Origin of the sequence: Rhizobium sp. NPDC092011, from assembly GCF_044756305.1 — a bacterium.
In the GTDB taxonomy this organism is placed as follows: Bacteria; Pseudomonadota; Alphaproteobacteria; order Rhizobiales; family Rhizobiaceae; genus Rhizobium.
This window is the reverse complement of the sequence record NZ_JBIVSO010000011.1, coordinates 43,759-70,066: the sequence shown is the minus strand read 5'-3', so window position 1 is coordinate 70,066 and position 26,308 is coordinate 43,759. Positions and strand designations below refer to the sequence as shown.

General features: G+C 60.1%; 25 protein-coding genes. 8 read left to right on the top strand and 17 right to left on the bottom strand.

Annotation, left to right across the window (positions count from 1 at the left end; all coding sequences use genetic code 11):
• Positions 1-27 precede the first annotated feature (27 nt).
• Both ACIQJ2_RS29835 and ACIQJ2_RS29830 read left to right on the top strand, forming a co-directional pair.
• Positions 28-813 carry a coniferyl-alcohol dehydrogenase gene (locus tag ACIQJ2_RS29835; RefSeq protein ID WP_400673983.1) on the top strand — a complete coding sequence of 262 codons (786 nt, stop codon included), beginning with the start codon at positions 28-30 and terminating at the stop codon, positions 811-813.
• Positions 814-943: 130 nt separating this feature from the next.
• Positions 944-2,389, top strand: coding sequence for an aldehyde dehydrogenase (locus ACIQJ2_RS29830; protein WP_400673986.1), 1,446 nt, complete (start codon positions 944-946; stop codon positions 2,387-2,389).
• Positions 2,390-2,465: 76 nt separating this feature from the next.
• Here ACIQJ2_RS29830 and ACIQJ2_RS29825 read toward each other — a convergent pair whose 3' ends face one another.
• Together ACIQJ2_RS29825 and aceA are read right to left on the bottom strand one after the other, a co-directional pair.
• Entirely contained in the window at positions 2,466-2,711 is a 246-nt protein-coding gene (locus ACIQJ2_RS29825; protein WP_400673989.1) for a hypothetical protein, read from the bottom strand.
• 26 nt (positions 2,712-2,737) lie between these two features.
• The gene (gene aceA / locus ACIQJ2_RS29820) at positions 2,738-4,027 is read right to left on the bottom strand and encodes an isocitrate lyase (RefSeq protein ID WP_199150919.1); all 1,290 of its coding nucleotides are present in this window, start codon (positions 4,025-4,027) and stop codon (positions 2,738-2,740) included.
• Positions 4,028-4,234: 207 nt separating this feature from the next.
• Here aceA and ACIQJ2_RS29815 point away from each other — a divergent pair, with 207 nt between their 5' ends.
• Positions 4,235-5,647 (top strand): short-chain fatty acyl-CoA regulator family protein, encoded by a 1,413-nt coding sequence (locus ACIQJ2_RS29815; RefSeq protein WP_400673992.1) that lies wholly within the window; start codon positions 4,235-4,237, stop codon positions 5,645-5,647.
• Between the two features lie 119 nt (positions 5,648-5,766).
• Here the strand turns inward: ACIQJ2_RS29815 and ACIQJ2_RS29810 are convergent, their stop codons facing one another.
• The 14 genes from ACIQJ2_RS29810 to ACIQJ2_RS29745 form a co-directional block, all read right to left on the bottom strand.
• Positions 5,767-7,488 carry an ABC transporter ATP-binding protein gene (locus tag ACIQJ2_RS29810; protein ID WP_400673995.1) on the bottom strand — a complete coding sequence of 574 codons (1,722 nt, stop codon included), beginning with the start codon at positions 7,486-7,488 and terminating at the stop codon, positions 5,767-5,769.
• A gap of 221 nt (positions 7,489-7,709) precedes the next feature.
• Positions 7,710-8,672: a sugar kinase gene (locus tag ACIQJ2_RS29805; protein WP_400673997.1), complete on the bottom strand. Its 963-nt coding sequence runs from the start codon at positions 8,670-8,672 to the stop codon at positions 7,710-7,712.
• Between the two features lie 54 nt (positions 8,673-8,726).
• Positions 8,727-9,542 carry a carbohydrate ABC transporter permease gene (locus tag ACIQJ2_RS29800; RefSeq protein WP_199150923.1) on the bottom strand — a complete coding sequence of 272 codons (816 nt, stop codon included), beginning with the start codon at positions 9,540-9,542 and terminating at the stop codon, positions 8,727-8,729.
• A 1-nt stretch (position 9,543) separates the two neighbouring features.
• Positions 9,544-10,476: a carbohydrate ABC transporter permease gene (locus tag ACIQJ2_RS29795; RefSeq protein WP_400674000.1), complete on the bottom strand. Its 933-nt coding sequence runs from the start codon at positions 10,474-10,476 to the stop codon at positions 9,544-9,546.
• Entirely contained in the window at positions 10,476-11,807 is a 1,332-nt protein-coding gene (locus ACIQJ2_RS29790) for an ABC transporter substrate-binding protein (RefSeq protein WP_400674002.1), read from the bottom strand. Before ACIQJ2_RS29790 ends, ACIQJ2_RS29795 begins: the two co-directional genes overlap by 1 nt.
• Positions 11,808-11,867: 60 nt before the next feature.
• Complete coding sequence (locus ACIQJ2_RS29785) at positions 11,868-12,527, bottom strand: GntR family transcriptional regulator (protein ID WP_400674005.1); 660 nt, start codon at positions 12,525-12,527, stop codon at positions 11,868-11,870.
• A 21-nt stretch (positions 12,528-12,548) separates the two neighbouring features.
• Positions 12,549-13,433: a dihydrodipicolinate synthase family protein gene (locus ACIQJ2_RS29780; RefSeq protein ID WP_400674007.1), complete on the bottom strand. Its 885-nt coding sequence runs from the start codon at positions 13,431-13,433 to the stop codon at positions 12,549-12,551.
• Between the two features lie 257 nt (positions 13,434-13,690).
• Positions 13,691-14,983 carry an amidohydrolase family protein gene (locus ACIQJ2_RS29775; RefSeq protein ID WP_400674010.1) on the bottom strand — a complete coding sequence of 431 codons (1,293 nt, stop codon included), beginning with the start codon at positions 14,981-14,983 and terminating at the stop codon, positions 13,691-13,693.
• 15 nt (positions 14,984-14,998) lie between these two features.
• Complete coding sequence (locus tag ACIQJ2_RS29770) at positions 14,999-15,940, bottom strand: ABC transporter permease (RefSeq protein WP_400674012.1); 942 nt, start codon at positions 15,938-15,940, stop codon at positions 14,999-15,001.
• Positions 15,937-16,986 (bottom strand): ABC transporter permease, encoded by a 1,050-nt coding sequence (locus ACIQJ2_RS29765; RefSeq protein WP_199149953.1) that lies wholly within the window; start codon positions 16,984-16,986, stop codon positions 15,937-15,939. The genes ACIQJ2_RS29770 and ACIQJ2_RS29765 overlap by 4 nt, the downstream gene beginning before the upstream one ends.
• Entirely contained in the window at positions 16,976-18,502 is a 1,527-nt protein-coding gene (locus ACIQJ2_RS29760) for an ABC transporter ATP-binding protein (protein WP_400674016.1), read from the bottom strand. Before ACIQJ2_RS29760 ends, ACIQJ2_RS29765 begins: the two co-directional genes overlap by 11 nt.
• Positions 18,499-19,923 carry an amidase gene (locus ACIQJ2_RS29755; RefSeq protein WP_400674019.1) on the bottom strand — a complete coding sequence of 475 codons (1,425 nt, stop codon included), beginning with the start codon at positions 19,921-19,923 and terminating at the stop codon, positions 18,499-18,501. Before ACIQJ2_RS29755 ends, ACIQJ2_RS29760 begins: the two co-directional genes overlap by 4 nt.
• A 15-nt stretch (positions 19,924-19,938) precedes the next feature.
• Complete coding sequence (locus ACIQJ2_RS29750; protein ID WP_400674022.1) at positions 19,939-20,925, bottom strand: BMP family protein; 987 nt, start codon at positions 20,923-20,925, stop codon at positions 19,939-19,941.
• A gap of 198 nt (positions 20,926-21,123) precedes the next feature.
• Positions 21,124-21,705: a TetR/AcrR family transcriptional regulator gene (locus tag ACIQJ2_RS29745; RefSeq protein WP_400674024.1), complete on the bottom strand. Its 582-nt coding sequence runs from the start codon at positions 21,703-21,705 to the stop codon at positions 21,124-21,126.
• 69 nt (positions 21,706-21,774) lie between these two features.
• Here ACIQJ2_RS29745 and ACIQJ2_RS29740 point away from each other — a divergent pair, with 69 nt between their 5' ends.
• The 3 genes from ACIQJ2_RS29740 (at position 21,775) to ACIQJ2_RS29730 (ending at position 23,996) form a co-directional block, all read left to right on the top strand.
• Positions 21,775-22,206: a VOC family protein gene (locus ACIQJ2_RS29740; protein ID WP_400674027.1), complete on the top strand. Its 432-nt coding sequence runs from the start codon at positions 21,775-21,777 to the stop codon at positions 22,204-22,206.
• A 117-nt stretch (positions 22,207-22,323) separates the two neighbouring features.
• The gene (locus ACIQJ2_RS29735) at positions 22,324-22,530 is read left to right on the top strand and encodes a KTSC domain-containing protein (RefSeq protein WP_199094995.1); all 207 of its coding nucleotides are present in this window, start codon (positions 22,324-22,326) and stop codon (positions 22,528-22,530) included.
• A gap of 155 nt (positions 22,531-22,685) precedes the next feature.
• Positions 22,686-23,996, top strand: coding sequence for an MFS transporter (locus ACIQJ2_RS29730; RefSeq protein WP_400674030.1), 1,311 nt, complete (start codon positions 22,686-22,688; stop codon positions 23,994-23,996).
• A 25-nt stretch (positions 23,997-24,021) separates the two neighbouring features.
• On the opposite strand, the gene ACIQJ2_RS29725 is transcribed toward ACIQJ2_RS29730, so the two are convergent.
• Positions 24,022-24,219: a hypothetical protein gene (locus ACIQJ2_RS29725; RefSeq protein WP_400674033.1), complete on the bottom strand. Its 198-nt coding sequence runs from the start codon at positions 24,217-24,219 to the stop codon at positions 24,022-24,024.
• A 211-nt stretch (positions 24,220-24,430) separates the two neighbouring features.
• On the opposite strand from ACIQJ2_RS29725, the gene ACIQJ2_RS29720 reads away from it, so the two are divergent.
• On the top strand, positions 24,431-25,144 hold the full coding sequence (locus tag ACIQJ2_RS29720) for a FadR/GntR family transcriptional regulator (RefSeq protein ID WP_400674123.1): 714 nt from the start codon (positions 24,431-24,433) through the stop codon (positions 25,142-25,144).
• A gap of 87 nt (positions 25,145-25,231) precedes the next feature.
• Positions 25,232-26,146, top strand: coding sequence for a dihydrodipicolinate synthase family protein (locus tag ACIQJ2_RS29715; protein ID WP_400674037.1), 915 nt, complete (start codon positions 25,232-25,234; stop codon positions 26,144-26,146).
• Positions 26,147-26,308: the final 162 nt, after the last annotated feature.

Sequence of the window (26,308 nt, the reverse complement as noted above, 5' to 3'; positions counted from 1 at the left end):
GTCGCGTTTCATGAGAAAGGTGAAATCATGCTTTTCGGCAAGACCATCGTCGTCACCGGGGTCGCCTCGGGTATCGGTGCACGCACTGCTGAGCTTGCGGGCCAGTTGGGCGCGGATGTCATCGGGATCGACGTGCGCGAACCATCGCAGGGCATCGCGTCCTTCATCAAGGGCGACATTTCGAGCGCTGCGGGCGTGGCCGATATCGTCAGGCAATTGCCTCACAGCATCGACGCATTGGCCAACGTCGCCGGCCTTTCCGGCAGTACTGGCATCGCGGCAGCGCTTGCGGTCAATTTCTACGGCTTGCGGGCGCTTTCGCAGGCGGTCGCCCTTCATTTGCGGGAGGGGGGCGCGATCGTCAATGTCGCCTCGATCGCAGGCTATGGTTGGCGGGCCAATCTGGAGCGGGCAAAGACGCTGACGGCGATCGAGGGCTTTCCCGACGTCGCTGCTGTCGCTGCGGAGCACGGCTTGAAGAACGAAGAGGGTTATCCGCTGTCGAAGGAATTGCTGCTGCTTTGGACCATGCAGGCGGCCCATCAGCCGCTGTTCAGGGGTCGCGGCATTCGCGTCAACGCCATTAGCCCCGGCCCGGTGGAGACGCCGATCCTCAAACAATTCCGCGCCGTGCTCGGTGACGAGCGCGTCGATAGCGACATCACGCGCGTCGGGCGGGCCGGAACGTCAGCCGACATCGCGCCTGCGATCCTGTTCCTCTGCTCGGATGGCGCGCGCTGGGTAAGCGGGGCCAATCTTCCCGTCGATGGCGGGCTCGAAGCCTCCATCAATGCCGATGTCCTCGGTTTCTAAAGCGCGTCGCAAACCCTAGGGTTCGCTTCTTGCGCTTTAGGTCTTTGAATTCACGCATGTCGTTGTCGCAAAACCGCTAGGCACTTCTGCGCGACATGCATTGGAAAACATCCTCATCAGGAGACAAGAGATGAATATTTCCCTTCTCATCAACGGCGTCGACAGGCCGGCGGCCAGCGGGCGCACTTATGATCGCCTCGACCCCTTTACCGAGAAGCTCGCAAGCCGCGCACCGGCCGCTGGTCTTGAAGATGTAGCCGCCGCGATCGAGGCGGCTTCCAACGCCTTTTCCGCCTGGTCGAGCACCGGTCCCGGGCAACGTCGCACGATCTTGGCGAAGGCGGCCGATATCATGGATGCGAAGGTCGGTGAATTCACGCGCCTGATGATGGAAGAGACGGGCGCGACGGCGCCCTGGGCCGGCTTCAACGTCATGCTGGCGGCCAATATCCTGCGCGAGGCCGCGGCGATGACCACCCAGATCGGCGGCGAGATCATTCCGTCAGACAAACCCGGCACGCTTGCCATGGGTGTGCGTCAGGCGGCCGGTGTCTGCCTTGCCATCGCACCCTGGAATGCACCTGTTATTCTCGCCACACGCGCCATCGCCATGCCGATCGCCTGCGGCAACACCGTCATCCTGAAAGCCTCCGAGCAGTGCCCCGGCACGCAACGGCTGATCGCGACCGCATTGACGGAGGCCGGCCTTCCTGCCGGGGTTATCAACGTCATCACCAACGCACCCGAAGATGCGCCTCGGATCGTCGAAGCGCTGATCGCGCATCCAGCAGTTCGTCGCGTCAACTTCACCGGCTCCACCAAGGTCGGCAAGATTATCGCGGAGCTTAGCGGCAAGCATCTGAAGCCCGCACTGCTGGAACTTGGCGGCAAGGCGCCGCTCGTTGTGCTTGACGACGCGGATATCGATGGAGCCGTGAATGCCGCGATCTTCGGTGCCTTCATGCATCAGGGCCAGATCTGCATGTCGACGGAGCGCATCATCGTGCATCAGGCTGTTGCCGATGCCTTCGTTGCCAAGCTTGCCGAGCGCGCCGCAGCACTGCCGGCCGGCGATCCGCGCGGTCATGTGGTCCTCGGCTCGCTGATCAGCCTCGATGCCGCCAAGAAGATGGAAGAGCTGATTGCCGATGCGCAGGCAAAGGGAGCGAAGCTGGTTGCAGGCGGCAAGCGCACCGGCACCGTCGTCGAGGCGACGCTGCTCGATTTCGTGACGCCCGATATGCGGGTCTATGCTGAGGAATCCTTCGGTCCGGTGAAGCCGATCATCCGCGTTGCGGATGAGGACGAAGCAGTGCGTGTCGCCAACGATACCGAATATGGCCTCTCGTCGGCCGTCTTCAGTCGCGACTTGCAGCGCGCGCTGGCTGTGGCGGCGCGTATCCAGTCCGGCATCTGCCACATCAACGGCCCGACCCTGAACGACGAGGCACAAATGCCGTTTGGCGGCGTCAAGGGCAGCGGCTATGGCCGCTTCGGTGGGAAGGCAGCGATTGCTGAATTCACCGATCTCAGATGGATCACCATCGAAGATCCGGCACAGCATTATCCCTTCTGATCAAACGGCATGGCGGCGGCCAAAACGTGTTGGCCGCCGCAATGCGCATTCACCGAGTGCTCCTGAGCTGCGTCCGTCAGGCAGGACGAGTCGCATTGGCGACGACGACCGGGATCAACAGGTCGCCCCAGTTGCCGTCCCCGCCATGGTGGCGGGAAGAGCGGACGAGTTCGACGGAGACGCCTGCCTCGACCGCATTCATGACCGCCTGGTTGAGGCGGTGCAGCTCATTGGCGAGCATGCGGATAACCGCCTGCTGATCGGAATTCATGGTGAGAGATTGCTCGTCGGCTCTCTCGCGAACGCGTGCTATCGATGGCATGTCTTTCTCCTCCTTTGATCTCGATTTCACTCTGCTGCTGGTTTGAATTGGGCATGCTCGGTCGAGCCGTGCATGGCCGTGGTGGATGACTGGCCGCCGGTGATTGCCAGCGATACCGCGTCGAAATAGCCAGTACCGACTTCGCGCTGGTGCTTGGTGGCGGTATAACCATTGACCTCGGCTGCGAATTCCGCCTGCTGCAGCTCGGAATAGGCAGCCATTTGGCGGGCCTTGTAGCCGCGGGCAAGCTCGAACATGCCGAAGTTCAGCTGATGGAAGCCGGCAAGCGTGATGAACTGGAACTTGTAGCCCATCGCCCCCAGCTCGCGCTGAAACTTGGCGATCGTCGCATCGTCCAGGTTCTTCTTCCAATTGAACGACGGTGAGCAATTATAGGCAAGCAGCTTGCCCGGATGTACCCGATGCACACCTTCCGCAAACTTCCGCGCCTGCTCGAGATCCGGCTTCGACGTCTCGCACCAGATGAGATCGCAATTCGGTGCGTAGGCGACGGCGCGGGCGATGCAGGGCTCGATGCCATTTTTGACCTGGTAGAAGCCCTCGACCGTACGTCCCGCATCGTAATCGACGAAAGGCTGGTCGCGTTCGTCGATGTCGGAGGTCAGGAGCTTGGCCGCTTCCGCGTCGGTCCGCGCAACGACCAATGTCGGTACGCCCATGACGTCGGCCGCCAGACGGGCCGCATTGAGATTGCGGATATGGGCGGCAGTCGGGATCAGAACCTTGCCGCCAAGATGGCCGCACTTCTTCTCCGATGCCAGCTGGTCCTCGAAATGCACGCCGGCAGCGCCTGCCTCGATATAGGCCTTCATGATCTCAAAGGCATTGAGCGGGCCGCCGAAACCGGCTTCGGCATCGGCAACGATCGGTGCGAACCAGGTGTCGACCGACAGGCCCTTTCCTTCGGCAGTCTCGATCTGGTCTGCACGCTGCAGTGTCCGGTTGATGCGCTTCGCCAGCTCCGGGCCGGCATTGGCCGGGTAGAGGGACTGGTCGGGATACATGGCCGAGGCGGTGTTTGCATCCGCAGCGACCTGCCAACCGGACAGATAGATCGCCTTCAATCCGGCGCGAACCATCTGCATGGCCTGGTTGCCGGAAAGCGCTCCGAGCGCGTTGACGAAATCTTCTTCGTGGATGAGCTGCCACAGGCGGTTTGCACCCATCTCAGCAAGGGAGTGGCGAATGGCGACCGACCCGCGCAGCCGCTTCACATCCTCGGCCGTGTAAGGCCGTTCGATGCCATCGAAACGGCCTGTCGGTGCGCTTGGAACCAGTTTGTAAAAATCTGTCATGCCAGTCTCCCAATGCTGTTCTGCTGATCGTTGTGTCGATGTGCGATGCATGACGATATTTACAAAACATCTCGCGAAAGGCTAGGGAAACAAAGAAAACCCAATAGATAAAGGGGTTATGATGTGCTACATTTGACAAGAGTGGCCTGTAAATTTGTAAATATTGTAAATCCGATCGCTAGCACAGCTTTGTAAAAGGAATGACAAATGGCGGAGCGCAAGATCTTTGCCGGACCTCGGGTTCGCCGTATCCGGACCGGTCTTGGCCTCACGCAGACGACGATGGCGCAGGCACTGGACATATCTCCGTCCTATCTCAATCTCATTGAGCGCAATCAGCGGCCCCTGACCGTGCAGCTGCTGCTGAAATTGGCGGCCGTGTACAAGGTCGATCTCGATGAATTGCAGGGCGAGCAGGGCGGCAATGCCGGGCAGTTGCGCGAAATCTTCGCCGATCCGCTGCTGGTCGGCGAAGTCCCGGGCGATCAAGAGCTGATCGAACTTGCGGAAGCTGCGCCCAACGCGGCGAATGGCATGATCCGCCTCTATCGCGCCTATCGGGAACAGGCTGCGAGATTGTCGGATCTTGCCGAGATCCTGTCCCGCGAGGGCAGGATCGCCGAGGTTGCCGGGCCGCGTCTGCCGCTGGATGAGGTGCATGATCGACTGCAAGGCAGGCCCAATTTCTTTGCACGGATCGACGATGCCGCCGAGGCTTTCCACGCGCGCCTTGCGCCCGGAGACGATATCGCCGGCGCCCTGAAAGCATGGTTGAAAAGCGAGCATGGCATTGCCGTGCGCCCGCTGCCGGTGCATGCCATGCCCGGCTTGCGCCGTCGCTATGACCGGCACTCCATGCGCTTGTTCCTTTCGGAGCGCTTGTCGCCCTTCGACCAGCTTCGTGAGATCGCAACAGAAGTTTCGCTGCTTGTCATGCGCGACGAACTTGCCGCCGAGGTGGATGCCCTTGCTTTTTCAACACCGGAAGCCAAGCGGATCGCCCGCTTCGAACTGGCGCGCTACGCGTCGCATGCCTTGCTGATGCCCTATGGCGCCTATCTTTCGGCGGCGCAGCGTTTGCATTACGACATTGAGGGGCTTGGCGCGCGCTTTGGTGTTTCCTACGAACAGGCGGCCACGCGGTTGACGACGTTGCAACGTCCGGGGGCCGCAGGCATCGCCTTCTTTCTGATGGAAGTCGACAGCGCCGGTCATCGCCTGCGAAAGGCAGGAGCACAGGGCTTTCCGCAGGCTCGCTTCGGCGGCAGCTGTCCCAAGCTCAACGTTCACACGGCCTTTGCTCAGCCGGGGCAGATACTGACCGAAGCCACGGAAATGCCTGATGGTCTGGGCTTTCTGACAATATCGCGAACGATCGAAGGTCCTCGGGCCGATTTTGGCGAAAGGATTCGCCGCACCGCGCTTCTCGTCGGCTGCGACCTCACGCACCGCGAGGAGGTGGTTTACGGCAAGGCGCTGAGTTTGATGTCGGTTGCGATCGGTCCTGCCTGTCGTCTGTGCGAACGTCAGGGCTGTCTCGCAAGGGCAGAACCGCCCGTCACGCGGCCACTTGGCCTCGACGAAATGGCGGCAGGTCTGAGCGTGTTTGATTTTCAGTGAGGGCGAAAGCAAATCGCGCAAAAGTGTGTGGCGATTTGTCTGCAGGATTGCATGAAAGTAAAGAACCTCAAGCCGAGACACGCGGCCTCGGCTTGAGGCGGCCGGTTGATCCCAACCGGCTAAGCGTAAAGCCCGAACTGCGCGTTGTGCAGCCGGGCGTAAGCGCCATGGCGCGCAATCAGCTCGTCATGCGAGCCCTGCTCGATAATGCCCTTGTCACCCATAACGATAATGCGATCGGCGTTGCGGATCGTCGAAAGCCGATGTGCGACGACAAGCGTGGTGCGTCCTTTCGCGAGTTCCAGCAATGCCTGCTGAATCGCGTATTCGGTTGCGGTATCGAGCGCCGAGGTGGCCTCATCGAGAATAAGGATCGGCGGATCCTTGAGGAAGATGCGAGCGATTGCCAGGCGCTGTTTCTGGCCGCCGGAAAGCTTGACGCCACGTTCGCCGGTCGGCGTATCGAGGCCAGCCGGCAGGGAGCGGACAAAGTCGTCGAGCGAAGCGCGCTGCAACGCCTTCATGATGTCTTCATCAGTCGCGCCGAGCTTTCCATAGGCGATATTCTCGCGAATGGTCGAGCCGAACAGAAAGACATCCTGCTGCACGATGCCGATCTGATTGCGCAGCGATGTCTGCGTCATGTCTCTGATATCGATGCCATCGATGCTGATGCTGCCAGATGTCACGTCATAGAAGCGCGGCAACAGTGAGCAGATGGTGGTCTTGCCGGTGCCGGAGGCGCCAACAAAGGCGACGGTTTCACCGGGTGCAATCGTCAAAGAGAGATCTGTAAAGATAGGTCTCTGGTCGGAGTAGCCAAACGAGACATGCTTGTAAGCAATGTCGCCCTTCAGGTGATCGAGCGCGATGGCGTTCGGCCTGTCGGCAAGATCCGGTTCCGTGTCGATCAACGACAGGAAGCGTTTGAAGCCCGCAATGCCCTTGGGATAGGTCTCGATGACCGAGGTGATCTTGTCGATCGGCCGGAAGAACACATTGATGAGCAGCAGGAAGCTGACGAAGCCGCCATAGCTCAGTTCTCCCGATATGACGAACCAGGTTCCCGCCATCATGACGATGAGCTGTACCAGGCGCGTGCTGAAGTAGCTGAGAGCAATGCCTGCCGTCATATAGGCGTAGCCGTCGAGTTTGGTCGCCTTGTAATCTTCGTTGTCGCTGGCAAACAGCTGGCTCTCATACCTCTCATTGGCGAAAGCCTTGACCACGCGAATGCCGCCGACGGTCTCCTGCATGCGGGTGTTGAAGTTGCCGACCTTGCCGAAAAGGCTGCGTGAATTGAGCGTCATCTTCGAGCCGTAACGGCTGACCAACCAGGTCATGAAGGGTACAATGGTGGTGGTCAGCAGCGCGAGCTTCCAATGGACGCTGAACATCAGCAGGAAGGCGCCGATGAAGGTCATGATCGCGATGAACAGGTCTTCCGGGCCGTGGTGAGCGATCTCGCCCACGTCCTCGAGATCCTTGGTGACGTGCGTGATCAGATGCCCGGTCCGGTTGTTGTCGAAATAGCGGAAGGACAGTTTCTGGATATGGTCGAAGGCCTGACGGCGCATGTCGGATTCGATCGAAATGCCGAGTGCGTGGCCCCAATAGTTGACGATGGCCGAGAGGCCTGTGTTGAGCGCATAGACGACGAGCAGCAGCGCGGCTGTTCCGAAGATCAAGCCCCAATCCTGGCCCGGCAAAAGTTTATCGATGAAGAGCTTGATCGCAAGCGGAAAGCCGAGTTCCAGCAGGCCCGCGAGCACGGCGCAGCCGAAATCGAGGAAAAACAGCCGCTTATAGCGCGCATAATAGGAAAAGAAACGGCGAAGCATGAATGCCCTCCATGGGCACCAAGAGGATAGAAATGGACGAGAGTGAGCCGAGGGATAGCCCGAATTCGGTGCTGCCAGTCAGCGTCAGTGGGTGCCGAAATTTCTCATCTGGCGATCCTCCTGCTTGAGTCGCGGGAATTGATATAATCCACGCGTGCATAGCTGTCATCCCCCTATACGATGGATGACCTATGCTTGGACCGAGAGTTGAATGCGGCCGCCTATAGCTGACCTGGCGTTTCAGTCATCTCCATCCGGGCCATGACCTCGGCCCGAGTGGGAGCGCCCGATCGCCCTCCGAACACTTCGCATTTCATGGCCGCGGCAATCGATGACAGCTCGATTGCATCCGTTGGCGTTTTCCCTTCCGCGACGGCAAGGGCAAAGGCGCCATGAAAGATATCGCCGGCGGCCAATGTGTCCATGGCCTTGATGCGAATTGTCGGACTGTGTCTGACAAGATCGCTTTGATCGTCAAACCAGAAGCTGCCGGCGGCGCCGGCTGTCACGCAAATAAAAGCATGGCTGAATTTTTGCTTCAGGAGGCGTGCCAATTCGGCGAAGTCGGTAACGCCAGCGAGCCGCTGAGCGGCAGGTTCGGAAAAGACGATATGGGTCGCTTCCGGCGCCAACTGTTCGATCACGCCGTCCGGCGCCACATCGCCATCGAGGATGGCCGGTTTGCCAAGGCGGCGTGCCGCTCGTAAAACCTCAAGCGCCAGGGATGGCCAGCGCACGTCAACGAGTACCGCGTCGAAACCGGCAATCTCGTCATGCGTGAAATCTTTGATGCTGTGATGCAGTTTGGGATCGTAGAAGGGCACGATCAGTCTTTCGCCGTTGTCGTCGACGAGGATGGTCGATACGGCTGAGCGTGCGCCTTCGACACGCTGGATGCCCTCCGTGACGATGCCCGCGTCAGTCAGATCACGGATGATCCGCTCGCCGGTTTCGTCGCTGCCGACTGCACCCCACAGGCTTGCTCGCCCTCCGAGCCGAGCAACGGCATAGGCCGCGCTCGAGGCCATGCCCTCAGCGATTTGCAGCATCTCATAGGGTAAAACCTTACCCTCGCCGGAGGGTAGCGTCCGAACCCGAAACAGCGTGTCGAGGACGGCAGCACCGACGCAAAGGATATGCTTTGGGGCACCCGCCGGCGGATCATAAATGGAAGAAGGGGTCAAAGCCGCTTTCCGTATGTCTTCATGAATGGGATCCTCCGAAACGAGAGAGCTGCCTCATTTGACGGCGCCGGCGGTCAGCCCGGCGATGATCTGGCGCTGCGCGAACATTGTCAGCACGAGCACCGGCAGCGTCACGATCAGGGCGGCCGCCGCAAGCGGCCCCCAGCTGACCTGCTCGAAGGAGAGCATATTGTAGACGGCGACGGGCAGCGTACGGGTTTCGCGGCTCGCAAGCACGATGCCAAAGACGAAATTGTTCCACGAGAAAATCACCGAAAGGATGAAGGCGACGACGATGCCAGGCCGGGCGATCGGCAGGGCGACCAGACGAAAGACTTGCCATGGCGTCGCACCATCGATGCTTGCGGCCTCCTCCAGCTCCATCGGGGTCGTCTCGAAATAGCCGATCATGATCCAGACGACGATGGGGACTGTGACGACAAGATGGATGATGATCTGTGGCCAGAGCGTTCCCAAAAGATTGAGCCATTGGAACAGCAGGAACAGCGGAATGAGGAAGGACAAGCCCGGCGTCATGCGGGCGACCATGATGACGATCGCCGACTTTTCAGCCTTCAGCCGCGCAATGCCGTAGCCGGCCGGCACGCCGATGATAAGTGCAAGCAGCGTCGCTGCCCCAGTCACAAGGATAGAGTTCCAGAAATACAGGAAGAAGTTGTTTTCCTGGAAGACGTTGACGTAGTTCGTCCAGGCGATGCGATCTGGAATGAGGATCGGTGGGTAGGCGCCGTTGTCGATCTCGTATTTCAGCGAGAGCGAGATCATCCAGAGGAAAAACAGCACGACGGGTGAAACGATCACCAGCGCCACGAACAACAGGCCGATGCGGTTAAGCGTCGAACGCTTCATCTTAATGTCCCTCCGCATCTGTCCACTTCGTTCGCTGTCGCATCATCAGAAGGATGAAGGAGAGCGCGACGATGAGGATGAAGAACACCACTGCCATGGCCGAACCATAGCCGATGTCGTAATAGGAAAAGGCGCTATTGTAGAGGTATATATTGATTGTCTCGGATGCCGTTCCCGGGCCGCCCTGCGTCATCGCATAAATGATGTCGAAGCTCTTGATCGCATCGATGCCGCGAATGATGACGGCGATCATCAGGAAGGGCGAAATCATTGGCAGCGTCAGATAGCGAAACTTCTGCCACGCATTGGCGCCGTCGATTTCAGCGCTTTCATAGGGCTCACGTGGCACGGAGGCGAGGCCGCCGAGCACGATCAGCATGACAAGCGGCGTCCATTGCCACACCTCGACCAGAACGAGCGACGGGATGACGCTGGACTGATTGTAGATCCATTCCTGCGGTCCGATGCCGACAAGGGACAACAGGTAGTTGAGCACGCCGAGTTGAGGATGGAACATCATCGTCCAGACCAGCGCCACCGCAACCGGCGTCGCCATCATCGGCATGACGAAGACGCCGCGCAGGAAGCCGCGCAGCGGAAAATTTGCATCGAAGATCAACGCTGCGAGCGTCCCGAAGATCAATGGACCGACCACGGACAGCACGGTGTAGAGAACCGTGTGCCATAGAGATTCCCAGAACCGCCCGTCGGTCGCCAGCCGGACATAGTTATCCAAACCGACAAAGCTCTGCGACTGGCCGAGCGTCCACTTGTTTACGCTCATCCAGAGGGTGAAAACCCAAGGGAAGACGATCACGGCGGCAATCACGATCAGCGCCGGCACGACGAAGGGCCAGTAATTCGGAGCAAGCCTTTGCGGCTTGCTCCTCTTCTCAACCGTCGCTCCGGTATCTTCGATGCTCACGGAGGCCATTATCCCTCGCTTCGGGCCAGCACCGGCTCGAATTGCGCCGTTGCCGTCTTGAGTTCGCTTGCCGGATCGGCACCGCCGATCATGTTGGTGAGCGCGACGCCGTAGATGTCACGGAACTCGGTAACCGGAATGATGACAGGCAGCGCGAGCTGTGAAACCTTGGCGGAACCCGCCACGGCATCCAGCCATGCGGCCGGCATCTTCACGCCTTCGCGCACCTTCTGATCTTCCAGGATGGACTGGCGGAAGGGAACGCCGGCGCCGGCCTGCAGCAGGCGCGCGCCCATGTCGTGCGAAATCGCCCATTGGCAGAAGAGATAGGCCGCTTCCTTCTTCTGGCTCGCCGCCGTGACGCCGATGCCGTCGCCAGTGGTGGCCGCCGCCTGGGCATTCGGCCCTTTCGGCATGATGCCGTAGCCGACCTGACCGACGACGCGGGACTTTTCCGGGTTTTCGATCGGCGGTGCGAAACCGACGCCGTCAAGCCACATGCCGATCTTGCCCTGCAGGAAGGCGGATTGTGCTTCGGCCCAATTGAAGCCGGAAACTCCGGGAGGCGCTGATTTCGTCATCAAGCGCTGATAGAATTTCGCTGCGTCTACGGCGCCCTGGGTCTCGGTCTGCAGCTTCCCATCTGCAGAAAGCGGCGTTGCGCCGTGGCCAAGCATGAAGGTGGTCCAGACAGGGGTATTGGCGTTTTTCAGACCGCGGGCGACGAAGCCATAGGTATTCGTCGACTTGTCGGTCAGCGCCTCCGCCGCCTTGGCCATGTCTTCGAAGGTCTCGGGATAGGTAAGTCCCTTCTTCTCGAAGAGCGCCTTGTTCCAGTAGACGATCCAGTAGTCGACCGAGAACGGCAGCGAGCGCATCACGCCCGCAGTGTCTTTGGCGAACTTCAGGCCGGCCTCGGCGAAGTCGCTCTCCGTCAGCGACGGATCGGTGAGCGACGGATCCTTCATGAAGCCGCTGATATCAGCGAGCCAACCACCTTTTTCAAACTGGCGCTTCTGGACGTGATAGCTCAGATGCACGACGTCGAAGCTTGGCTTTCCCGAGGAAAGTTCGATCGTGGTCTTCTGGCGCTGCTGTTGCTCCGGCGTCGCTTCGGCGTTGACCTTGATGCCGGTCAGCGCTTCGAACTCACTTAGGTATTTGAGGATCGTTTCGCTACGCGGGCTCTTGATCAGATTGACTTCAAGCGTCGTGCCGGAAAAACGCTTCCAGTCCACGGCTGCCGAGGCGGTGCGAACACCCAGAAGGCTTGCAGCTCCAAGTGCGGCGGTGCCGGCCATGAAGCCGCGACGTGTCGGATTGAAAAATGACGATGACATTCCGTTCCTCCTCTTGTGGCCGAGAATCTCCTCATTCGCGGCCTTGTTATTCAAACCAGTTCAAATCTTCAATGCGCGGTCCCGCGCCCCGCCGATGTGTGACACCAGAGCCGTCACAGCCTCATCGGCCGAGCGTCGTTCTATCGCTTCAAGCACTTTCAAGTGTTCTTCCATGACCGGTCCGACATGGCCGTTGATGCGGAATCTGTCCTGGCTGATCAGCCGCATCTTGATGGAATTGACGCGATAGGCATTCGAGATGATCGTATTTCCAAGCGCGTCGATGAAGGCGTCGTGCATGCCCCAGTCCACCGACTGCGCATGCAGCTCGAGTTCCGGAGAGTTGTCGCCGGAGCGGATGGCATCGGCAATATCGCGATGATCCTTCAAGAGCTTGGCGATCGTATCGTCCGACGCCGAATAGGTGAACAGTGCCACCGCCTCTTTCTCGAGGAAGAGACGAAGCTGGAACGCTTCGCGGATCAGATCCAGATCGATATGGGCGATCTGCAACCCGCGCTGCGGAACCGTCTTGATCAGCCCTTCCGCTTCCAGACGGGGGATCAGCTCGCGGATCGCTCCGAGCGTCAGCCCCGTCAGCTCGACGAGGCGGCGCTGGGAGATGAATTGGCCGGGGCGGACGTCGCGCGCCAGAAGATGGCGCGTGAAGCTCTCATAGGCCTTCTCTCTCAACGTCGGCTGTTCGCCTAGTCCGTCCATCGGCAGCTCCGGGCTGTTCGGTTAGGCCGCCCTGGCGCGAAACAATGCGTCGAAGGCAGCAAAGATCTTGTCGGAATCCTGAGCGTTCATTGGCACGAGTGGCGGCCTAACTGCAAGCCAACTCGCGTCATCTGCAAGGCGGGCAAGGATCGCCTTGATGGACGGGATGATCGGATAGTTCAGCAGCTCTCCAACGAAACGCTCGACCTTGGCGTCATCGGCGCCGTGCTCGGCCATGGCCTGCACTTCGCGGGGCAGCAGGTTCGCCATGCCCGAAATCGCACCTTGCCCGCCGAGGCGGACGCCGCGCGCCAGATGGCGTTCGTCACCGATCAGGATGATGAGGTCACCATGCGTCTTCAGAAGCGTCTCCGTATAGGGCCAGTCGCCGGAGGAATCCTTGACGCCGACCACCACCTCCGGAAATGCCGCACGCAGCCGGCCGACGAGAGAAACGGAGAGTGGCACCATCGTTACCGACGGAATGTTGTAGACGATCACGTCGCGGGCGTGGGTGCCGAGCATGGTGAAAACGGCGGCGAACCATTTGAAAAGCCCGTCGTCGCTGACATTCTTGAAATAGGATGGTGGAGCGAGAAGGATGCCGCGAACACCTTGTGCGAGCGCCTGCGCGGCCTGCGCCGAGGCGTCTTCGGCGGCATCGACGAGAACACCCATGACGATCTGCTTGGGCGCGATGCCGGCCTCCAGCATTGCCGTGAGAACCTGCTGGCGCTCCTGCATTCCGATCGAGGCGCCTTCGCCCGTCGTGCCGAACAGCGTGACGCTGTTGCAGCCATTGGCAAGGCAATGCCTCGCCTGTTCGATCACACCTGAAATGGCAATCTCGCCATCGGCGTCAAAGGGTGTTGCCAAGGCGGCCGACAGGCCAAAACTCTCTCTCATCCGATCCTCCCGATCTTATGAGATCAGTGCGTATCATACTGACATGTTAGTTGCATAGCAGTTTTTAAGTCAGTCTTGCATAAGTGACTTGCAGATGCGGAGGTATGGCCTGAAGGGAGCGATCGACGTCACTGAAAACACATGGCTTTGGATGAAACATTGGCACGGCATTGAGAATGCTCTCCCCGCGAAATTTCGCAAGGAGAGCAAGACTGAGCTTCGGATCGATCGCAGGAGACCTGCCGATCAGCCCCCGCCTATTTCTGGATGGGCACGTAGTCGAGCCCGCCGTCGATCTTCTGCGGTCTGCCATCGAGAAAGAGTTCGCCGATGCGAGGTGCCGAGCGGGCAATGATTTTGCCGCGCTTGATGACGGCGAGGCGATTGGGCTTCAGGCGAAGTGCCTCCAGCGTATCGACGGCTTGCAGGACGACGAGATCGGCATTGCAGCCCTTTTCCAGCCCGTATCCGTCAAGGCCCATGGTCCTGGCGGAGTTGACGGTGAGGGCGTCAAAGATCTTCTTTTTGTCCTCGATGCCAGCCATCTGCGCGACATGGATTGCCATGTGCCCGACCTCGAGCATGTCGCCCGAGCCCATCGAATACCAAGGGTCCATCACGCAGTCGTGGCCGAAGGAAACGTTGAGGCCCGCATCCATCAGTTCGCGCACGCGCGTCATGCCGCGCCGCTTGGGGTAGGTGTCATGCCGACCCTGCAGCATGATGTTGATGAGCGGGTTGGGGACGACGTTGATCCTGGCTTCCGCCATCAGCGGGATGAGCTTGGAGACGTAATAATTGTCCATCGAATGCATCGAGGTCAGGTGAGAGCCGGCAACGCGGCCCTGCAGTCCGAAGCGGACCGTCTCCGCTGCCAGAGTTTCGATATGGCGCGACATCGGGTCGTCTGTTTCGTCGCAATGCATGTCGACGGGAAGACCGCGATCGGCGGCGATCCTGCAAAGGGCTTCGACCGAAGCCCGGCCTTCGTCCATGGTGCGTTCGAAGTGGGGAATGCCGCCGACGATGTCGACGCCCATGTCGAGGGCGCGGGCAAGCGAGGCGACGCCATCCCTGGCGCGGTAATAACCATCCTGCGGGAATGCGACAAGCTGCAGGTCGATATAGGGCTTGACCCTGTCCTTGACCTCAAGAAGCGCCTCGGCCGTCACCAGTTTCGGGTCGGAAGTATCGACATGGCTGCGGATGAACAGCAGCCCTTGCGTCACCGCAAGATCGCAATAGCGCAAAGCCCGCTCCACCAACTCTTCTTTCGTAACGATCGGACGCAACTCTCCCCAGAGCGCGATGCCTTCCAGGAGCGTGCCGGAAACGTTCATTCGCGGCAGACCGAGCGATAGCGTCGCGTCCATGTGGAAATGCGGGTCGACAAAGGGCGGGCTCACCAGCCGGTCGGTCGCGTCGATCTTTTCCCTGGTCTCGGCGGTGATCGAGGCTTCGATTGCTGCGATCTTGCCATCCTTGACTGCGATATCGATGCCCTTGCGGCCATCGGGCAGATTGGCATTGCGAATGATCAGATCGAACATGAATGGCTCCTCGGATTATCTCTCGCCACGGCGATAGGGTTGCATCAACGCCTGCGGCACGCGGGCTCGCCTGCTCATGACGGCAAGGGCGACGATGGACAGAATGTAGGGCGTCATCAGGAAGATCTGATAGGGTACACCCTGAACTGCGGTTTGGAGGCGCAATTGGAATGCGTCGAAGAAGGCGAAAAGCAGGGCGCCGAACAGCGCCCGGCCCGGCCGCCAGGACGAAAAGACCACCAGTGCGATGCAGATCCAGCCGCGGCCTTGAACCATGGTCGGAAAGAAACTGTTGAAGGCTGACAAGGTCAGGAAGGCACCGCCCATGCCCATCAAGGCGCTGCCCGCGATGATGCTGCCGTACCGGATTTTCATCGGGTTGAGGCCCTGGGCCTCGGCGGCATGCGGGTTTTCACCCGCCATTCGGATGGCAAGCCCGACCGGCGTGCGAAAAATGAGGTAGGCCATAACGAGCGCCACCAGGATTGCGAGATAGGTGGGTACCGTCTGGGTGAAGAGAGCCGGACCGATGAAGGGCAGGGTCGACAGGCCGGGGATCGCGATCGGCTGGAAAGGGGTAATGGTCGGCGGCGTTCCGGCAACCGGTACGACCAGCCGGAAGATGTAATAGCTGAAGCTGGATGCGAAGAGCGTCACGCCAAGGCCAGAAACATGCTGCGACAGGCCGAGCGTTACCGTCAGCGCCGAATGCAGCAGCCCGAAAATGCCGCCGGCGATCGCTGCAATCAGAAGGCCGGTCCAAAGGTCGGCGCCATGATAGACCGAGAGCCAGCCGATCATCGCGCCGAAGGTCATGATGCCCTCGATGCCGAGATTGAGGACGCCGGCTCGTTCGCAAAGCAGCGCGCCGAGCGTGCCGAAGATCAGCGGTGTGGCGATCCTGAGCACGGCAGCCCAGAGCCCGGCTGAAGCAATGATGTCGACCAGCGTGCTCATCGGCGAATCCTGTACTGCGTGAAGAACAATGCGATCAGCATGGTTAGTAGCGAAAGGGCGACCGTGACGTCGGCGATATAGGTGGGGATGCCGAGGCTGCGGCTCATACCATCCGCGCCGACGAACATGGTTGCGGTGAAGATCGCCGCAAGCACGACACCAAGCGCATTAAGGTTGGCAAGCATGGCAACGACGATGCCGGCATAACCGAAGCCGGGCGACAGATCGGTGGTGACGTAACCTTTTACGCCCATCACTTCGATCGCTCCGGCAAGGCCGGCCAGCCCGCCCGACAGACAGGCGACCTTGACGAGGGTCGAGCCGAGGCGAACGCCGGCAAAGACGGCGCCCGACGGGTTGAGGCCGGCTGCCCGTGATTGCATGCCGAAGACGGTGCGCGACTGGACGAAATAGACGACCGCCGCGATGACGATCGCAATTGCAAAACCGATATGGAGACGCGAGCGGGCAATCAGTTTCGGCAGCATGGCCTGATCGACAAGAGCCTGGGATTGCGGCCAGCCAAATGCCGTCGGGTCCTTCAGCACGCCGTCGATCAGCATGGAGACGAAGAGAACGGCGATGAAATTCAGAATAAGGCTCGTGACGACCTCATCGACAGAAAAACGCAGCCGCAGCCATAGCGGCACGAGGATCAAAACCATGCCGGCAATGGCGCCGATCACCATCAGGAGCGGGATGAGAATGGGACCGGGCACGCCGGCGAGCATTTTCGACCCGAAACCTGCAACAGCAATAGCGCCGAAATAGAATTGCCCCTCGGCGCCGATGTTCCACAGGCGGGCGCGAAAGGCGACGGCGGCGGCAAGCCCTGTCAGGATCAGCGGTGTTGCGCGTGTGAGTGTCTCCGTTGCCGAGAGCCGCGAACCGAAGGCGCCGAGCAAGATCCGCCGATAGGCTTCGAAGACAGGCGCGCCGGCGATGGCGATCAGGATGCCGGCGAGCGCGAGCGCGGCAATGATGGCAAGCAACGGTGCGAGGATCATCATGTAGAGTGGGCGGTGCTCTCGCCGTTCAAATCGCATGGTCAGCCCCACTCTTTTCTTTCCATTCGCCTGCCATCATCAGCCCCAGGAGCCGCGCATCGGCCTCATCGGCATCGATGGGTGGCGAAAGATGTCCGCCGACGATCGCCTGGATGCGATCGGCCAAGGCAATGACTTCATCCAGATCCTCCGAGATCAGAAGAACGGCCGTGCCTTGCCGGCGAGCCTCCAGGATGCGCCCGTGAACGGCAGCGACGGCGCCTTCATCCAGCCCGCGCGCCGGTTGGGCGGCGATGAGGATACGCGGGCGCTCATGGAGATTGCGTCCGAGGATCAGCTTCTGCATGTTGCCGCCCGACAACAGGCGGGTGCGGGTCACGGCATTGCCACCGCGCACGTCGAATGCCTCGATGATCTCCTGCGCGAAGGCCATGCCGGCGCCTTTGTCGACCAGTCCGCGTTTCGAATAGGAGGACAGGCGCTCGAGTACGGCATTTTCCCAGATTGCCATTTCGCCGATGGCGCCGTCGCGATTCCGATCCTCCGGAATGCGCCCGATACCGGCATCGATGACCGCGGCGACATCGAGATCGCCGACCGGCTTATCGAACAGAAGAAGCTCGCCCGAGGTACGGTTTGCTGTGCCGGACAGAATCTGCCCCAAGTTCGCCTGACCGTTTCCGGACACGCCGATGATGCCGAGAACCTCGCCCGCACGGACATGGAAGCTGATCTTTTTCAGGCGTTCGACGCCGCCGCTCTTGAGCGTGATGTTGCAAGCTTCAAGCGCGATGGCGCCAGGCGCGCTTTTCTCCCGGGTCGGGCGCGTGACGCGGTGTCCGACCATCAGTTCGGCAAGCTCGCCCTTGGTGGTTTGAGATGCCTGCCTTTCGGCTGCAACCTTGCCGCCCCGCAGAACGACGATGCGGTCGGCCGTCGCCATAACCTCATCGAGCTTGTGAGAGATGAAGATCAGGGAGAGGCCCTGTGCTGCCACCTGCTTCAGCGTCGAGAAGAGTTTCTCGGCCTCGATCTGGGTGAGAACGGCGGTCGGTTCGTCGAGGATGAGAATGCGTGCATCGTTGTAGAGCGCTTTCAGGATCTCCACGCGCTGCTGCTCGCCGACCGAGAGATCACCGAGGCGCGCATCGGGATCGACCTTCAGGCCGAAGCGCTCGGAGATCGCCAGCAGCTTTTTGCGGGCCGCCGCCGTTTGGGACTTGAGCGACCAGAGCGCCTCCGTACCCGTCATGATGTTTTCGAGGACGGTCAGGTTCGGCGCGAGCGAGAAATGCTGATGCACCATGCCGACACCGGCCCTGATTGCTGCGCGCGGCTTGCCCTGCGGCTGTTCCACGTTGTCGATGAGGATGCGTCCGGCGTCGGGCACATAGTGTCCGAAAAGGATGCTCATCAGTGTCGTCTTGCCTGCGCCGTTTTCTCCGAGCAGGGCGACGATCTCGCCCTTTCCCAATGACAGCGAGATATTGTCATTGGCGATCGTGTTGCCGAAGCGCTTGCTGACACCTTCGATGGTCAGAACAGGAATGCTCATGTCGGAAATCCTGCGATCGGGTAGCGGTGCTGCCAAGGTTGCTCGGCCTCGAGCACAGATGCAAGCTGCAGCAGGAGGTTATCCTCACCCATGGGTGTCATCAGCTGGACCGGCAGCGGCAATCCTTCGGCATCCTCGCCGAAGGGGAGCGTGATCGCCGGAAAGCCGGATATGTTGGCAAGCGAAGCAAGCGGCGCAAAGCATGTCATGCGCTCAAGATGCAGCTCGGTGTCCGAATGATCCGTGGGGAAAGACCCGATCGGCGGCGGTGCCGAGGCGAGCATCGGCATGACGATGACGTCGACCTTGTCGAAGATCTCCCACAGACTGCGGCTGGCCCTTACGGCGCCATTGAGCGAGCTCCAAAGGGCCGCTGCCGGCATGGCGCGTCCGCGCGTGATGAAGGCCTGCGTCATCGTCTCGGCGGCACGCATGTCCAGGCCGAGATCGTCAACCAGGCTGGCAATATTGACGGAAATGATATCGCCAAAGGTGCGGGCGCTGGCCTCAACGGCGCTTTTCACCTCGTCCCAGCGAAGGGATACCAACTCGGTTCCCTTTTTCTCGAGCAGGCGGGCGGCTCTCTCCACCGCTTCGGCGCGGTCTGGCTCGATCGCGTAACGCCGTCCGGTTTCTGCCAGAAGTCCAATGCGAAGTTTGCCCGTCTTGGCTGGGGATTGAGCGATATCCGCGAACGGTCCCCGTGTTCGACCCCGTACGACATCGAAGATCCGCGCGGTATCGCGCACGGAGCGGGTCACGGCGAGTTCGCTGGCGATGCCGCCGAGATGATTACCGAATGAAGGGCCGGCGGGCACGGCGCCGCGTGTCGGCTTCAGTCCGACAAGGCCGCAACAGGCGGCCGGGACGCGGATCGAGCCGCCCGCATCCGTCGCATGGGCAATCGCCACGATGCCGGCGGCGACTGCGGCCGCGGCACCTCCCGAGGAGCCGCCGGCGGTTCTGCTTGGATCCAGCGGGTTTCGGCAGATCGGGCCGATCGCCGGCTCGGACGCGAGGGAGAAGCCGAATTCCGGGCTGGTGCTCAAGCCAAAGGCGCAGAGGCCGGCATGGCGAAAGCGACCGGCCAGGTCGCTGTCAGCGCCCCGGCCGGTGCGCGTGAACAGCCGAGAGCCCGCCGTCACCGGCAGTCCCGGAAAAGGGCCGCCGAGATCCTTGGCAACCGTCGGCACCCCGGTAAAGCTGCGCTCAGCAAAACGTTCCGGATGCAGCGACGCCTCCTGATCGAGAGCGCGCGCTGCCGCAAGCCCCGCCTCAGGATTGACATAGGCGATGGCGCCAAGCTCAGCTTGCTTGGCGCAGGCAGCAAGAGCTGCCTGCATGGCGTCCATGCAGGCGAGTTTGCCGGCCTTGATTGCGCCGGCCAGCTCCGTGGCGTCGGCGAATGACGGGCTGCTCATGATCGAACCGGAGGACTACTTCGGCTGATCCGGCACCTTCGGAACTTCAAAGGTGCCGGCCTTGATGTCGGCACGGACCTTCTCCATTGCCGCTTCCGCTTCCGCCGGTGCGACGCCTTTCACGTAGACTATATCGCTGCCGCCCTCCTTCAGCAGGCCATAGGCCGTGTAGTTGCGGCCCACGGGCTTGCCAGCGACAACGTCTGCGATGGCGGCGTTGAGAATGGGGCGGAAATACCACATGGCGTTGGCAAAGACGGTGTCTGGGTAGCGCGGCGTGTAATCGATCAGCGATCCGACGGACTTGATATGCCGTTCCTTGGCGGCATCCGCCGTGCCGATGCGTTCGCCGAAGAGAACGTCGGCACCTGCGTCGATCTGAGCGAGACCTGCTTCACGCGCCTTGGGCGGATCGAAGAAGGTGCCGATGAAGGAGACGAGGTGCTTGCAGTTCGGATTGACCGCCTTGACGCCGGCGGCGAAGGCATTGATCAGCATGTTGACTTCGGGGATCGGAACCGCGCCGACGGATCCGACGACATTCGACTTAGTCATCTTGCCGGCGAGCATGCCCGCAAGATAAGCGCCGTCATAGTTCCACGTGCCGAAGACGCCGAAATTGCTGCCGGCAGCCTCGCCGCTCGAGCCGAGCACGAAGGCGGTGTCCGGATAATCGCCTGCGACTTGGCGTGCTTCCTTTTCAACCGCATAGGCCTCGCCGATAATCAGCTTGTTGCCCTGTTCCGCATATTCACGCATGGCGCGCGGATAGTCCGTGCCCGAGACGCCCTCGGAAAAGACGTATTCGATAACGCCTTCCTTGGCTGCGTCCTGAAGGGCTTTGTGAAGACAGGAATTCCAGGCATTTTCGACTGGCGAGGCGTGAATTCCGGCGACTTTGAGTGGCGCTGCCGCTCGAGCAGCCGGTGCAAGCGCACCGACGCCGAGTGCAATGCCGGACGCGATGACGGCACGACGTGTCAATATGATCTGCTTGGTCATTTTTTAGTTCCCCTGCTTTTTGATCATTTGGTAAAAAATCATAGGAGGCGTCTAAAAAAGTGTCAAGCAACAGCTGTGCCCAAATAATATGCGAAGGGATGAGGAGCTGGATCTCTTCAAAGGAGAGAAACAGTCTAGGCAGCCGGTAATTTCGTGGCTAGCGAATTGCGATCTTCAGCCATCAAGTGCGCGTGTCCCTCAGCCCGCAATATGCTTGATAAGATGCGCAATCGCTGCGCGATATCGATCCGCGTTGCCGCCTGCATCGACCGCAAGGGCTGCTCGATCAAAGGCTGCTGAAAGAATGTCGGCAAGCGCGTCGGCTGGGATGTTGGAGGCGTGGTCCAGATTGAGCGCTGCTTCCAACCCATGCTGCAGGCTAAGTGCCGTGGTTTCCTCGTCCAATTGCTTCATGTCGAGATAGCCGAGCACTGTCGGGCCTTCGATCAGCAAAAGCCGTGTGCGGCCGCCCACCCTCATCGCGTCGAGATAGGCATTGCTGCCGGCGATCAGCGCATCGACAGCCGAAAGACGATCAGGCGTCGCCGCCTCGATCGCGGCTGTTACGGCAAGCGCTTCCTCCCTGACAACGGCGCGAAAGAGTGCGCGCTTGTCCTCGAAATGATGGTAGAGCGCGCCGCGCGTAATGCCGGCCGCTGCCACGATCTCCGGCGTCGACGTTTCGGCATAACCCTTTTCAACGAAGAGGGCGCGCGCTGCTGTGATGAGCGCGGCCTTGGTCTTTTCGGTTCTTTCTCGATTGGAGCGATAGTCTTGCATGCATGCAGCCTGTATGTTATGTACGGAAATACAGGCAGACTGTATGTCTTTTTTGAGGAGATGTGAAGCATGAAGGTGACGAGCTATTACCCCGTGATCATGACGGAGCGCGTCGAGGAGACTGCGGCGTTCTACAGGACGCATTTCGGCTTCCAGGAGAATTTCGCCAGCGATTGGTATGTGCACCTGCAGCATGGGCAGGATAGCGCGATCAACCTTGCCATTCTGGATGGGCAGCATGAGACCATTCCGGGCCAGGGTCGGGGGAGGGTCGCAGGACTATTGCTCAATTTCGAGGTGGACGACGTCGATGCGGTTTATGATCGTGTGCGGCAGGCCGGCCTACCCATTTTGCTTGCCATTCGCGACGAAGCCTTCGGTCAGCGCCACTTCATCACCACCGATCCGAACGGTGTGCTGATCGACATCATTAAGCCAATACCGCCGAGCGCGGAATTTGCGGCGCTTTATGCCGAAGATGCCTTGCCAAAAGAGCAGTAAGCTCTTGAAAGGCAATCGCTAAAATCCGCAGATACAACTCTATCTTTCATTAACTAGGTCACTTCACCCATCTTTTGGGGTTTCTATGCGAAAAGCCCAATAAAGGTGAGGTGACCCATGCAAGAACTTCCGGTTTCGTCGAAAATTATCAAGTCCGTCTTTTTCCGCCCGGATGACGGGCGGCTCTACATCCGTTTTAAGAATGGCGAGGAACGCCAGTTTACCGGCGTGCCGCAGAAGGCGGCGCTTGCCATGGTCAAGGCGTCGTCGCCCGGCCAGCACTACATCGAACATATTCGCACGCAGTTCGAACGCGTGGCCTGAGGGATCGGTTCGGGCGCGCGTTTGCTTTTGAGGCAGTCGCTGCCTGTTTCACCCTCAGGTTCGGTGCGTGAAGTTGCTTTGCCGTCCAGCGCATTGATAAACGCCGAGTTGCGCTATCTACATCAATCAGAACCATCTTTCTGGGAGGATGAGGCGTGGTTGATGAAAAGCAGCTTATCTCCAGGATCACCTGGAGGCTCATGCCGTTTCTGGGTATCCTTTATCTGATCGCCTATATCGATCGTCAGAACGTCAGCTACGCGAAGCTGGAAATGGTCGGCGATCTCGGCATGAGCGAATATGCCTATGGTCTCGGCGCGTCGCTGTTCTTCATCGGCTATTTCATCTTTGAGGTGCCGAGCAACCTGCTTCTCGACAGGTTCGGCGCCAGCAAATGGTTCGCGCGCATCCTGATATCCTGGGGGATAGTCACGGTCGCGTTGGCCTACACCCAGAATGCGACGATGTTCTACATCCTCCGCTTCCTGCTCGGCGCCTGTGAGGCGGGTTTCTTCCCGGGCGTTCTATATCTTCTGACGCTATGGTACCCGTCCGCCTATCGCGGCACGATGGTCGGTCTGTTCATGATCTTCAGCGCCTTCGCCAATGCGATCGGTGCGCCATTGGGGGGCATGCTCCTCGATCTGAACGGCCTTTACGGCATGGCCGGGTGGCAATGGGTTTTCCTCGTCACCGGCATACCCGCCATTATCGCAGGGATCATCACGCTCTTTTTCCTGCCAGATTTGCCTGCCCAGGCGTCGTTTCTCAGCGATACGGAAAAGACATGGCTGAAGGACCGGCTCGCGGCGGAAAATTCAAGCATGGAGAAGAATGCCGCCGACGGATTCCGCGCACTCATCAATCCGCGCGTGTTGCTGATGGCGCTTTGCTATGTCGGCTTCCCGCTGGCTGCATACGGCCTGAGCTACTGGCTGCCGACCATCGTCAAGAACTTCGGCGTCAGCAACACGACGAACGGCTTCCTGAACATCATTCCCTGGCTTCTCGTCGCGATCGCCCTTTATGCGGTGCCCGCAGCGGCTGATAAGGCGCAGTCCAAGACACCCTATATCGTCTTGCCGGCGCTGGTTGGTGCGGTCAGTCTCGTTCTCTCCGCCGTCGTTCCCGACCACACCCTGCAGTTCGCCTTCTTATGCGTCGCGGCCGCCGGCATATTTGCCGGGCAGCCGGTGTTTTGGAGCCTGCCATCGCGATTCCTGCAGGGGGCAGGTGCCGCGGCAGGCCTTGCCGCCATCAACTCCGTCGGCAATCTCGGCGGCTTCGTCGCCCAGAATGTCGTTCCCTGGATCAAGGATTCGACCGGCAGCACGATCGCACCGATGTTCTTCCTTGCTGCTTGTCTGCTGGCTGCGGCGCTGTTGGTTCTCGTGATCGGTCGCATGATACCGAGGGATCTCCGCCGTGAGACTCTTGGCAATTCAGGCGCCGCAAGCGCGAAATGATTGCGAGCAGGCCGATATGATAGCTTCAGCAACGAAAGGGGCGGCCGAACGCCGCCTCTTTCGTCGGATAGGATGTGATCTTTGGCGAATTCAGCCAGCGCGGGGGCCTGGTCAGCCGCATCAACCGCGCTGAAGCAGCGGTCAGAGACAGTGCCGCCATTCTCGCGATGCCGCCGAGGACGGCACCTTTGCTGACGCCGCGCGACAATTTTTCATGGTGCATCGAATCCCTTCCATTTCGACCTCAGTCGGGCCTTGCCTCAGTCGATGCAACCAGCCTCCGGCTTACCGCGATTGCAACTCTCCGGTGTGGCGTCGAGGCCGTATGGATCTCGCAAATAATAACAAAAATTGACAGATATTTACAGATCGAGTAGGTCTGTTGCGAGGACATGCGCTATGGCTGCCGCTGGTCGGCATTGCGAAGGATGATGATGAAACTCGCTGCCGCCAACGAACCCATTACGGGCGCGACGCGCTTCGGCGACATCATCTATGAGCGGATCGTCGCCATGATTGCGGAGGGGAAATTCCCGGTCAACGAACGCCTGCCGGCGGAAACCAGGCTTGCAGAAATGTTCGGTGCATCACGGCCTGTGGTCCGCGATGCACTGGAACGGCTGCGTACCGACGGTTTGGTCGTTTCGCGCAAGGGATCGGGCTCTTACGTTCGACAGAGGCCGGATTCGTCGGTCCTGACGATGGTGCCTGTCGGATCGCTCGCCGATGTTCAACGCTTCTTCGAATTCCGCGCCGGGCTTGAGGCGGAAGCGGCCGAACTCGCTGCCCGCAACTGGCAGCCCGCCGACAGGGAGCGGATTTCGGCTGCGCTGCAGAAGATTGAACAATGTCTGCGTGAAGGCAGGCTTGGGGCTGAGGAAGATCAGGAACTGCATGATGCGATTGCGATGGCGACCGGCAATCAATTTCATGTCTCTGCCCGCGAGTTGTTCAGGCCGCATTTCGCCATTGGCCACTCCGTCACGCGAAGTCTCAGCCTCAAGCGGACGCCCGAACAGATCCGCAGCGTCCAGGACGAGCATGCCGTGATCGTAGAGGCGATCTTTGCACGTCGGGAGGTCGAGGCGCACGATGCCATGAAGCGTCACATATTGAATGCACGCGCCCGCATGTTCCAGGGCGTTTAGGGAGTTTGAGGACACGCGGGAAGAGGCGAGGCGCCTCTTGAAGCATGTTTGGTCCGTCTCAACGGTAACAAGGGTAAGGGTAGGAAGATGAGCGTAGAAATCATGCTGCACGCGTTGACCGGCGTATCCGGTGTTCCGGTCACGGCCTATGATGCCGGCGGCGAGGTGGAAGCAAGGGTAACGGCTCGGGTTTACCAGCGCGTCGCGGCTGCCGGTATCCATAACATCGTTGCAGCCGGCAATACCGGCGAGTTCTATGCGTTGACGCCGGACGAAATCCGCCGTGTCCACGAAGCCGCAGTCGCCGGTGTCGACGGCAAGGCGCCGGTCACGGCGGCGATCGGCCGCTCGCTGCGCGAAGCCATACGAATGGCGAAGGACGCTGCTTCGATCGGCGCTTCGGCCGTCATGTCGCATCAACCGGTGGATCCGTTTGCCGCACCGGCGGCACAGATCGATTACTTCCGGGATTTGGCGGAGGCTTCGCCGCTGCCGCTTGTTGCTTACGTCCGTGCCGAAGGGTTCGGCGTCGACGATATGGTTCGGCTGGCCGGACACGGAAATATCGTCGGCATCAAGTTTGCGACAACCGACCTGATGCTGCTCACACGGGCGATTGCCGCCTCCGATCCAAATGGTGCATTGTTCATTTGCGGCTTGGCCGAAAGCTGGGCACCGACATTTGCAGCAGCGGGCGCGCGTGGTTTCACCTCCGGACTGGTCAATGTGGCACCAAAGTTGTCGCTTGCCGTTCATGCTGCTCTGGCAAAAGGCGATTTTGCCGCTGCGCGTACCATCGTGGCCAAGCTTGAACCCTTCGAGCGCATGCGCACCAAGTTCCGTAACGGCACGAACGTCACGGTCGTCAAGGAGGCGGTCAGCTTTTCTGGTCTGGATGTCGGCCCGGTTCGAGTTCCAGGGCTACCGCAGCTCGACCAGAAGGATCGCGAAGAGTTGCATGTGTTGCTTCGCAGCTGGCGAGAAGCCGGCGACGCCTTCTAGGGCCGAATTCACTCGATCTCTGCGCAAATGGAACTCCATTTATGATTGGGGCTGCCGTCGATATTGGTGCTAGTCATCTGAGGCATATCGACAAGCCCCCGTAATTCGATTGCAAGAATGGTATTGCTTAACCACAAGCTTATCAAAGGGCACGGCCCCGCG

Excerpts from the sequence above, each read along its gene's own strand:
- ACIQJ2_RS29835 (WP_400673983.1), top strand. The coding sequence starts at position 28 with ATGCTTTTCGGCAAGACCATCGTCGTCACCGGGGTCGCCTCGGGTATC.
- ACIQJ2_RS29830 (WP_400673986.1), top strand. The coding sequence starts at position 944 with ATGAATATTTCCCTTCTCATCAACGGCGTCGACAGGCCGGCGGCCAGC.
- ACIQJ2_RS29825 (WP_400673989.1), bottom strand. The coding sequence starts at position 2,711 with ATGCCATCGATAGCACGCGTTCGCGAGAGAGCCGACGAGCAATCTCTC.
- aceA (WP_199150919.1), bottom strand. The coding sequence starts at position 4,027 with ATGACAGATTTTTACAAACTGGTTCCAAGCGCACCGACAGGCCGTTTC.
- ACIQJ2_RS29815 (WP_400673992.1), top strand. The coding sequence starts at position 4,235 with ATGGCGGAGCGCAAGATCTTTGCCGGACCTCGGGTTCGCCGTATCCGG.
- ACIQJ2_RS29810 (WP_400673995.1), bottom strand. The coding sequence starts at position 7,488 with ATGCTTCGCCGTTTCTTTTCCTATTATGCGCGCTATAAGCGGCTGTTT.
- ACIQJ2_RS29800 (WP_199150923.1), bottom strand. The coding sequence starts at position 9,542 with ATGAAGCGTTCGACGCTTAACCGCATCGGCCTGTTGTTCGTGGCGCTG.
- ACIQJ2_RS29795 (WP_400674000.1), bottom strand. The coding sequence starts at position 10,476 with ATGGCCTCCGTGAGCATCGAAGATACCGGAGCGACGGTTGAGAAGAGG.
- ACIQJ2_RS29790 (WP_400674002.1), bottom strand. The coding sequence starts at position 11,807 with ATGTCATCGTCATTTTTCAATCCGACACGTCGCGGCTTCATGGCCGGC.
- ACIQJ2_RS29785 (WP_400674005.1), bottom strand. The coding sequence starts at position 12,527 with ATGGACGGACTAGGCGAACAGCCGACGTTGAGAGAGAAGGCCTATGAG.
- ACIQJ2_RS29780 (WP_400674007.1), bottom strand. The coding sequence starts at position 13,433 with ATGAGAGAGAGTTTTGGCCTGTCGGCCGCCTTGGCAACACCCTTTGAC.
- ACIQJ2_RS29775 (WP_400674010.1), bottom strand. The coding sequence starts at position 14,983 with ATGTTCGATCTGATCATTCGCAATGCCAATCTGCCCGATGGCCGCAAG.
- ACIQJ2_RS29770 (WP_400674012.1), bottom strand. The coding sequence starts at position 15,940 with ATGAGCACGCTGGTCGACATCATTGCTTCAGCCGGGCTCTGGGCTGCC.
- ACIQJ2_RS29765 (WP_199149953.1), bottom strand. The coding sequence starts at position 16,986 with ATGCGATTTGAACGGCGAGAGCACCGCCCACTCTACATGATGATCCTC.
- ACIQJ2_RS29760 (WP_400674016.1), bottom strand. The coding sequence starts at position 18,502 with ATGAGCATTCCTGTTCTGACCATCGAAGGTGTCAGCAAGCGCTTCGGC.
- ACIQJ2_RS29755 (WP_400674019.1), bottom strand. The coding sequence starts at position 19,923 with ATGAGCAGCCCGTCATTCGCCGACGCCACGGAGCTGGCCGGCGCAATC.
- ACIQJ2_RS29750 (WP_400674022.1), bottom strand. The coding sequence starts at position 20,925 with ATGACCAAGCAGATCATATTGACACGTCGTGCCGTCATCGCGTCCGGC.
- ACIQJ2_RS29745 (WP_400674024.1), bottom strand. The coding sequence starts at position 21,705 with ATGCAAGACTATCGCTCCAATCGAGAAAGAACCGAAAAGACCAAGGCC.
- ACIQJ2_RS29740 (WP_400674027.1), top strand. The coding sequence starts at position 21,775 with ATGAAGGTGACGAGCTATTACCCCGTGATCATGACGGAGCGCGTCGAG.
- ACIQJ2_RS29735 (WP_199094995.1), top strand. The coding sequence starts at position 22,324 with ATGCAAGAACTTCCGGTTTCGTCGAAAATTATCAAGTCCGTCTTTTTC.
- ACIQJ2_RS29725 (WP_400674033.1), bottom strand. The coding sequence starts at position 24,219 with ATGCACCATGAAAAATTGTCGCGCGGCGTCAGCAAAGGTGCCGTCCTC.
- ACIQJ2_RS29720 (WP_400674123.1), top strand. The coding sequence starts at position 24,431 with ATGAAACTCGCTGCCGCCAACGAACCCATTACGGGCGCGACGCGCTTC.
- ACIQJ2_RS29715 (WP_400674037.1), top strand. The coding sequence starts at position 25,232 with ATGAGCGTAGAAATCATGCTGCACGCGTTGACCGGCGTATCCGGTGTT.